This window comes from Streptomyces sp. NPDC055078, assembly GCF_053607985.1.
In genome coordinates this window covers 1-8,131 of sequence record NZ_JBSGUP010000372.1, presented here as the reverse complement: position 1 = coordinate 8,131, position 8,131 = coordinate 1, and the positions used below count along the sequence as shown (strand labels likewise).

Here is an 8,131-nt window from a genome sequence, read left to right as displayed (position 1 = left end):
CAGCGCCGAAGCTGCGGGCGACCGACGAGCGGGGCTGGTTCCGTTTCCAGCGGCTGTACGACGCGGCGCGGTCGTGCCTCCAGGAGCCGGAGGACATTCAGAGACTGGTGCGGGAGGCCGCGGAGGAGGATCTGCGGGACGGGTCGGGGTGGCTGGAGATCCAGGTCGACCCGACGTCGTACGCACCGCGCCTGCTCGGTGACGACGTCGAACACGCGGGCGCCCGCGTCGTCGTTGCGCAGGGTGCGTTTGGTCTGGCCGTCGAACCGCGCGTCCGGGATCCGGATCGCGATCACCGCGGTCAGCCCCTCCAGGATGTCGACCACGGTCATCTTGTCCGCGGACGGGCCGAGGTGGTCGGCCACCACCCCGGCCAGCGCGCCCCGCAGGGCGTCCACATGCGACCCGCCCAGGTCGGTGCGGATGGTGTTGACGTAGCTGAAGATCTGCTCCGCGTACCCCTCGGTCCACTGGACGGCGGCGTCGATCACGCACCCGTCCCCGGCCCAGGTGATGGTGGCCGGCTCGGCGTGCACCTTCTCGGCGTCGCGGGCGCGGTACGCGAGCAGGCCCCGCACCCCGGTCGTCTCGCACAGCGACTCGTGCCGCCCGGTGCGGTGGTCGGTGAGATCGACCCGCAGGCCCGGGTGCAGATACGCGATGTCGAGCAGCCGGGCGTGCACCAGGTCCGCGTCGAGCACGTCCGAGGAGAAGATCTCCGGGTCCGGGCGGAACCACACCCGGGTGCCGCGGCGGTCGCTGTCGCCGACCCGCTTGAGCGGGGTCTCGACCGAGCCCCGGGCGAACGACTCGCTGTGGTGCGCGCCGTCGCGCCACACGTCCAGCCGCAACCACTCCGACAACGCGTTCACGCAGGCCAGGCCGACGCCGTGCAGCCCGGCCGAGGTCGCGTACGAGGAGTGGTCGAACTTGCCGCCCGAGTGCAGCGTGGTGAGCACCAGCTCACACGCCGGGATCCCGGCCTCCGGGTGCGGGTCGGTGGGGATGCCCCGGCCGTCGTCGGTGACCGAGCAGGAGCCGTCGCCGTGCAACTCCACCGAGATCGCGCCGCAGTGCCCGGCGGCGGCCTCGTCCACGGCGTTGTCGATCAGTTCGAGCACCAGGTGGTGGGCGCCGTCCGAGCCGGTCGACCCGACGTACATCGACGGGTTGCGGCGCACCGCCTCAAGCCCGGAGTAGACGGTGATCGCCTCGGCGGTGTAGTCGGTGGTCATGGCGCTCCGTTCCCGGCGAACCGCGGCTCGGTCAGCCCGGTGAGGGCCTGCTCCAGCCGGTCCACGTGCGTCTTCTTCAATGTGCACAGTGTCTCCAGCCAGCTCGCCAGATCGGCCACTCCGTCCGTGTGCGCCCGCGCGGCCAGGCCGGGGTAGCGTTCGGTGGCCTCCCCGAGGTCGCCGCTGATCGCCGCGGCGAGGTTGCGGCGGGTGTCGCCGAGCGCGCGGCCGGTGCCCGGATCGTCGCCGCCCAGCAGGTCGCGCAGCACATCCAGGTGCCCGTGGGCGGCGCAGGCCACACTCTCGGCAAGTTCGCCGAACACCCGGGCCGCCTCGGTGTGACCCTCGATCTCGGCGACCCGTGCGAAGTAGGTGTACCGCGCCGCGGTGGCCGCCTCGGCGCGGAACGCGGCCTGTACGCCGTCGGCGAGGGACTGGTCCGGTGCTGTGTCTTCCATGGCTGCCGTGTCGTCCATGGCTTCCGTGTCTGCCGTATCTGCCGTATCTGCTGTGTCTGCCGTGGCTTCCATGTCAGACCCTCGTTCCCGAGGCGACGACGAACAGCATGTGGTCGGTGATCCGCCCGCCCGCCTCGGCCACCGCGTGCCGTGCGCGGAACGCGGGTGACGCCCGCCCATAGCGGTCCCGGATGGCCTCCCGCGCGTCTTCGCCGATCGCGCCGTTGTCCGACCACACGTCCACGTCCTCCACCGACACGTACCGCTGCGAGCGCACCGGGTCGCACCCCGCGCCGGTGAGCAGGGCCTCGACATCGCCGGGCCGGAAGAAGTGCCGCCGGGCCGGGTTGCGCAGCCGCAGGATCTCGAAGTACTCGTCGCGGTCGTCGTCCCCGTAGGCGCACAGGTGGCTCAGCACGATCCGCCCACCCGGCCGGGTCACCCGCACCATCTCCCGCACCGCGTCCGGCAGTGTCATGAACTGGATCCCCTGGCGGCACACCACGATGTCGAACGTGCCGTCAGCGAACGGCAGTTCCTCCGCCGGGGCGATCACCAGTTCGTCGAGCATGTCGCGCGCCTGCTCGGCCATCTCCGGCGTGATGTCCACGCCGACCAGCCGCCGCACCCGCCCGGCGAACAGCCGTGACACCAGTCCGGTGCCGCATGCCACGTCCAGGACCGCGTCGCCCGGCTGGGGCGCGGCCATGGACCGCATCAGCTCGCCGAGCGCGTCGTCGGTGCACCACGAACTGGACCGGTCGTAGGTGCCCGCGCGGTCGGCGAAGTGTGTGCGGACGCTTCCCGTTTCGTTCATCTGCTCTCTCCTGCCAGAACCAGGGCGCGGCCCGGCGTCGCGCGGCGGCGCAGCCGGCGGACGGTGACGTCGCGCCGCCAGCGCCGGAAGTGGTTGCGGTCGGTGCACAGCGATCGCGCCTCCACCGCCAGCCGCACCGCGAACCCGCGCAGCGCGACGCCGAGCGGACCGGGAGCCGGTTCGTCCAGCGAGGCGCCGTCGAACGGGTAGCGAAGGGTCTCCATCGTCCGCGCGGTCACGCTCTCCACCTGCCGCCGCTCCCGGTCGGACAGCCCTCGCTGGTGGGAGCCGATGCGGGCCGTGGTGATCGGGTCGCCCGCCGTGCGCCAGGACGCCGACAGCGAAGCGGTCACCCGGGCGTTGCCGCTGAGGTGGTGCGCCAGCATCGCCGGCTCGACCGCCTCACCGATGAAGTCGCAGATCGCCCGGATCTCCCGGTCGGGCGCGGACACCAGGTCCTCGTACCGCACCAGGTGCACCACACTCGGCCCCCACCGCTCCCGGGCCGCGCGGGCCAGCTCCTGTTCGGCCGTCCACCGCAGCGCCATGCGGTACGGGTGGCAGTAGCCGAACACGGCCCGCTTCGCCGACGCGACCACATCGCGGGGATCCCGCACCAGCCACAGGAACCGCGCGTCCGGGAGTTCGGCGAGCACCTCGTCGACGTGCTCGACCATGAACGTGCTCTTGCACCCCCACCGGGCCGCGCCCTCCGCGACGCGGTACTGGTCGTAGATCGCCGACACCACCCCGAACAGCGACGGCGCCTTTCCACTCACGGCGGCCTCGGTCACCGCGGCCCGGTCGATCACGTGCGGCCACGGGTGGATGTGGTCGCGCAGCAACCACATCGCGTCGCCCACCATCGCGTCGACATCACCGTTGTACGGGATGCCGGACAGGTACCGCATGAAGTGCGGCGGGTGCGGGACCGCGATCCGCGAGTGCGCGTCGAGCACCAGCCGCAGCAGGTTCGACCCGGAGCGTTCGGTCCCGATGATCAGGATCGGGCCGTCCTGAGTGGACACCGGTCAGACCCCGGCCGCGAGCTTCTTCGCGCCGCAGTCCATCAGAGTGCTCCCGACCGCGGCCACCTCCGGGTCGGCCACCTTGTCCAATGTGTACTGTTCGGAACCGGGAACCAGTGGCGCGGCGGCGGAACTCCACTCCGTACGCCAGCCGGTCCCGGCGTACGACGTCGACCGCTCGGTGCCGTCGGCCGGCTGCGGGTGGAAGTACTGGAAGTGCTCCGGCCAGTGCTGGAAGTCCATCACCGGGCCGGGCTGATAGGCGTCGTACACCCGCTTGTACGCGTCCCGGCAGACCCGCTCGGGCAGCCCGCTCACGTTCAGGAACTCGTCCTCGTGCAGCGCCTGTTCGACCGACAGCCAGTTCAGGTGGTCGATCTCGGAGCGAATCACCTTGTTCCGCCGCGCGTCCTGGTACACCGTCGTACCGGGCATGGCCGACAGGTACTTCACCCGGGTCACATGGTTGTACTGCTCGGCGAACTGCACCATGTCCGACAGGGACTCCTCGGTCTCGTTCGGCAGACCGACGATGAGCAGCGAGCCGAACCGCACGCCGCCGTCGAACGTGGTGCGCATCGCGCGGACGGTCAGGTTCTCGCTGCTGCCCTTGCGGGCCTCGCGCAACACCTCGCGGCCCAGCGACTCGACGCCGTACAGGATGATGTCCGCGCCCGCCTCCCGCATCGCGTCGATGCGCGGTACGTCCATGTCGGCGCACCGGGTCAGACAGGTCCACCGCAGATCGTGCTGGGAGATCACGTCGCACATCTCGATGGTCTGGCCGCGGTGCGAGCTGAACGTGAGGTCGACGAAGAAGCAGAAATCCACGCCGTACTGGGTTTTCAGCCAGTCGAGGTCGCGGTCCATCTTCTCCGGCGACTTCGCCCGCACCTGCGGGGTGGTGCGGTAGCAGAACGAGCAGTCCATCTTGCAGCCGCGGCTGTAGGACGAGATCACCTGCGGCTGCATGCCGAGCGGCGACCGCGACTGAGGCCACAGGTCGAGCCGCATCCTGGGCAGCGCGTCGAGATCCATCATCTGGCCGCGCGGCGGCGTACGGCGCGTGTTTCCCTTCTCGTCCCGGTAGCAGATGCCCTTGACGTTCGGAAGATCCTGCTGCCACGAGCCGCGGGCGTAACTCTCCATCAGCTCCAGGATGGTGATCTCGCCCTCGCTGATCACCGCGATGTCGCAGTCGGTGTCCGACATGAACACCGACGGAACGGAAGTGACCAGCGAGCCGCCGCAGATGATCGGTATGTCCGGGTGCGACTCGCGGACCATCGCCATCAGCTCGCGGCAGAACGGGAAGTTGTCCTCGAACGTGCACACCCCGAGCACATCGGTGCCTTCGATGATCTGGTCGTACGCCGCCTGCAGCGGGTTCGGGGTGTAGCGGACGTCGACGATGCGCACCGGGTACCCGGCGTTGTGCAGCACGGTCGAGATGTACGTCGCACCCTCGTAGGGTGAGGTGAGGAAGAACTCCCAGCCGCGCGGCATGGTGAACGGCGAGGGCCCGACGATGAGGGTGAACCTCGGCAGGGCGGGATCGGTCGACACCGGTTCGGCGTCCTGGTTGCGCATCTGCTCGATGTAGCGCTGGTCGACGGTGCCGTTCGCGTCGGCATACAGCTCCAGGGCCAGGGATAACTTGCGCGCCATGTGAACTCTCCCTCGCGTCACGGTCCTCGCGTCACGGTCGTGGACGCTCCGCCAGGTAACTGTAGTGGCGGGATGTGCTGTTCAGCACTGGTGTTCAAACGGCCCTGTTCGTCGTTGTCGTACGCGGGGAGCCCGTTGTTAGCCTTCGGTGCCGCTGGCGTCGACAGAGAAATACAGAGGAACCCCGGTGACCCCACAGCCGAACATCCTGTTCATATCCCTCGACACCGTGCGCGCCGACGTGGCCTATTCGGGGAAGTACCCCGGCGTGGAGCGGCTGCGCGCGAACGGGGTCAGCTTCACGCAGGCGATCTCGTCGTGCCCCCTGACGCCGGTCAGCCACGCCACGGTGTTCACCGGGCTCCAGCCGCCCCGCCACGGAGTCAGGCACCTGTTCCGCGAAGCGCTGGACAAGCGGGTGCCGACGCTGGCGGAGTGCCTGTCGGCGGCCGGGTACACGACCGGCGCGGTGGTGTCCTGCCCCGGCCTGAACCAGTGGTACGGGATCGACCGCGGGTTCGACTTCTACGACGACGAGATACCGCTGCTGCCGGACGGCCGGGACCCGCTGTCGGTCGGCGACGTGAAGCTGCGCGGGCTGGCGCTCAAGCGCGCGCCGCTGGTGGTCGAACGCGCCACCCGCTGGCTTCAGTCGCTGGACGGCGACGGCCCGTTCTTCCTGTTCGCGCACTTCTTCGACGCGCACTGGCCGTACGAGCCGCCGGAGGATGTCGGCGTCGAGGTGGCGAACCCGTACGAAGGCGAGGTCGCCTACACCGACCACTACGTCCAGCTCCTGCTGCGCCGTATCGCCGAGATGGGCCACGACATCGAATCGATGCTGGTGGTGTGCTTCTCCGATCACGGCGAGGACCTGGCCGGGTGGTACCCCAACGACCATGCCGGCGACCTCGGCCACCCGTACGAGGAGGGCCACGGCTGCCTGCTGTTCGACGCGACCCAGCACGTGCCGCTGATCATCAGCGGCCCCGGGGTGCCGGTGGGGATGAGCGTGGACAGCCAGGTGCGGCTGGTCGACATCATGCCGACGGTGCTCGACCAGCTCGGTCTTGCCCCTCGGTCGTCGGACGGTGCCTCGCTGACCGAGTTCTTCGCGGACGGCACCGGGGCGTCCCGCGAGGCGTACTCGGAGACCTACTTCCCGCAGGAGCGGGCCGCCGCCTCGGACGAGTACCCGGACCTGAAGGCGCTGCACGCGGTGCGGGCGGACGCGCGGAAGGTGATCTGGGAGGCGGACGGGCGGCAGGTGTGGGCCTACGACCTCGCCGCCGATCCGAACGAACTCGGCGGGCGGGTCCTCGTATCCGATGAGGACGCGTGACAGCAGGGGTTACCTCGGCGCCTCGTTCGGTCCGCCGGGTGCTGGTCGCGAGCACGATCGGCACCGCCATCGAGTGGTACGACTTCTACCTGTACGCGACGGCCTCCGCGCTGGTGTTCGGCCCGCTGTTCTTCCCGGGATCGTCGGCTGCCGGCGGTGTGCTCGCGTCGTTCGCCACCTATGCGGCCGGGTTCGTCGCGCGCCCGCTTGGCGGCCTGCTGTTCGGCCACTTCGGCGACCGGGTGGGCCGCAAGGCGATGATGGTGTGGACGCTGCTCGTCATGGGCATCGCCACGTTCGGCATCGGCCTGCTGCCCACCTATGACACGGCCGGTGTCCTCGCGCCGGTCCTGTTGGTGACGTTGCGCGTCGCGCAGGGCATCGGCATCGGCGGCGAATGGGGAAGCGCGGTGCTGCTCAGCACCGAACACGGCCCGCCCGGACGGCGGGGCTTTTTCAGCAGCTGGCCCGCGATGGGCTTCGCGGTGGCGTTGTTCGGCAGCAACCTGACCTTCGTGCTGATCTCCAAGCTGCCCGAGGAGGACTTCCTGACCTGGGGGTGGCGACTGCCGTTCCTGGCATCGAGCGTCCTGGTCGGCATCGGTATCTGGGTCCGGCTGGGGGTCGAGGAGACACCGGAGTTCCTGCGCGGCCGGGCGGAGAACCCCGCCGCCCGGGTGCCGGTGATCATGGTGCTGCGGCGGTGGCCGCGCCGCGTGGTGATCGGCATTCTCGCTTCGCTCGGCACCGGGTCGGTGATCGCGATGTTCACCGTGTTCCTGGTGGCGCACGCGGCGAAGGCCGGTCCTGAGGTGCGGTCGACCGTGCTGACCGGGCTGATGATCGCGGCCCTGGGAGAGTGCGTGACACTGCCGGTGTTCGGCGCGCTGTCCGATCGGTTCGGCCGCCGGCCGGTCATGATCTTCGGCTACGCGGTCGCGGTGGTGGCGATGCTCCCGGCGGGCGCCTGGCTGACCTCGGGTGATCCGACGCTGGCCGCCCTGGTGTTCATCCCCGCCCTGACCATCGCGCACGGCGCGATCTACGGTGGCCTGGCGGCGTTCCTGGTGGACCTGTTCCCGACCATGGTGCGGTTCTCCGCGATCGCCGTGACCTACCAGGTGGGCGTCACGATCTCCAGCTTCCTGCCACTGATCGCGGTCGCGATCACCGACGGCTCGTCGGCGCTGCTTCCGGTGATCGCGCTGTTCGCGGTGGTCGAGCTGGCGGCGGCGATCGCCGTGGCGTGCGCGCCGGACTCACGCGCTGACGCGGACCTGGCCGCGGACCTGGCAGGCAAGCGCTGACCAGTCGGCCGCGCAGTCCATGGCGAGGTCGGCAACGACCGGTGACCAGCGCTGGGGGACGGCGGCGGCGAGGCGGTTCCACTGCGCGGCGTCGAGGGTGTTGGCGTCGAGCAGCCGCAGGAGCGCGCGGCCGATCTCGGAGAACCGCAACGACGGATCGGTGCGCAGCGAGAGCAGGAACCGGCCTCGTTCGGCGCGAGGCGTGCCGTAGGTGCCGTTGTCCCCGCCGGTGTTGATGCCGGTGTTGTTGCCCGGTGCGTTGTTTTCTGCGTTTCC

General features: G+C 70.1%; 6 protein-coding genes and 3 pseudogenes. 3 read left to right on the top strand and 6 right to left on the bottom strand.

The genetic code is table 11. The features are described from left to right. A pseudogene (locus tag ACWF94_RS26405) lies at positions 1 to 200 on the top strand (adenosine deaminase); the annotation flags it as partial. Here ACWF94_RS26405 and ACWF94_RS26400 read toward each other — a convergent pair. The 5 genes and pseudogenes from ACWF94_RS26400 to ACWF94_RS26380 all read right to left on the bottom strand — a co-directional run. Further along, positions 186 to 1,235: pseudogene (locus ACWF94_RS26400) on the bottom strand (ATP-binding protein); the annotation flags it as partial. The pseudogenes ACWF94_RS26405 and ACWF94_RS26400 overlap by 15 nt on opposite strands. Then, positions 1,232 to 1,765 carry a rubrerythrin family protein gene (locus ACWF94_RS26395; protein ID WP_453493404.1) on the bottom strand — a complete coding sequence of 178 codons (534 nt, stop codon included), beginning with the start codon at positions 1,763 to 1,765 and terminating at the stop codon, positions 1,232 to 1,234. The pseudogene ACWF94_RS26400 and the gene ACWF94_RS26395, both read right to left, overlap by 4 nt. A 1-nt stretch (position 1,766) precedes the next feature. After that, positions 1,767 to 2,510 (bottom strand): class I SAM-dependent methyltransferase, encoded by a 744-nt coding sequence (locus ACWF94_RS26390; RefSeq protein WP_453493401.1) that lies wholly within the window; start codon positions 2,508 to 2,510, stop codon positions 1,767 to 1,769. Then, complete coding sequence (locus ACWF94_RS26385; protein ID WP_453493398.1) at positions 2,507 to 3,538, bottom strand: sulfotransferase family protein; 1,032 nt, start codon at positions 3,536 to 3,538, stop codon at positions 2,507 to 2,509. Before ACWF94_RS26385 ends, ACWF94_RS26390 begins: the two co-directional genes overlap by 4 nt. Positions 3,539 to 3,541: 3 nt before the next feature. Continuing rightward, positions 3,542 to 5,206, bottom strand: a complete 1,665-nt coding sequence (locus tag ACWF94_RS26380) for a B12-binding domain-containing radical SAM protein (RefSeq protein WP_453493395.1) — start codon at positions 5,204 to 5,206, stop codon at positions 3,542 to 3,544. 187 nt (positions 5,207 to 5,393) lie between these two features. Here ACWF94_RS26380 and ACWF94_RS26375 point away from each other — a divergent pair, with 187 nt between their 5' ends. Both ACWF94_RS26375 and ACWF94_RS26370 read left to right on the top strand, forming a co-directional pair. After that, positions 5,394 to 6,548, top strand: coding sequence for a sulfatase (locus tag ACWF94_RS26375; protein WP_453493392.1), 1,155 nt, complete (start codon positions 5,394 to 5,396; stop codon positions 6,546 to 6,548). Beyond that, complete coding sequence (locus tag ACWF94_RS26370; protein WP_453493389.1) at positions 6,545 to 7,855, top strand: MFS transporter; 1,311 nt, start codon at positions 6,545 to 6,547, stop codon at positions 7,853 to 7,855. Before ACWF94_RS26375 ends, ACWF94_RS26370 begins: the two co-directional genes overlap by 4 nt. Here the strand turns inward: ACWF94_RS26370 and ACWF94_RS26365 are convergent. Next, positions 7,808 to 8,131: pseudogene (locus ACWF94_RS26365) on the bottom strand (transcriptional regulator); the annotation flags it as partial. The gene ACWF94_RS26370 and the pseudogene ACWF94_RS26365 sit on opposite strands and share 48 nt — an antisense overlap.

Excerpts from the sequence above, each read along its gene's own strand:
- ACWF94_RS26395 (WP_453493404.1), bottom strand. The coding sequence starts at position 1,765 with ATGGAAGCCACGGCAGACACAGCAGATACGGCAGATACGGCAGACACG.
- ACWF94_RS26390 (WP_453493401.1), bottom strand. The coding sequence starts at position 2,510 with ATGAACGAAACGGGAAGCGTCCGCACACACTTCGCCGACCGCGCGGGC.
- ACWF94_RS26380 (WP_453493395.1), bottom strand. The coding sequence starts at position 5,206 with ATGGCGCGCAAGTTATCCCTGGCCCTGGAGCTGTATGCCGACGCGAAC.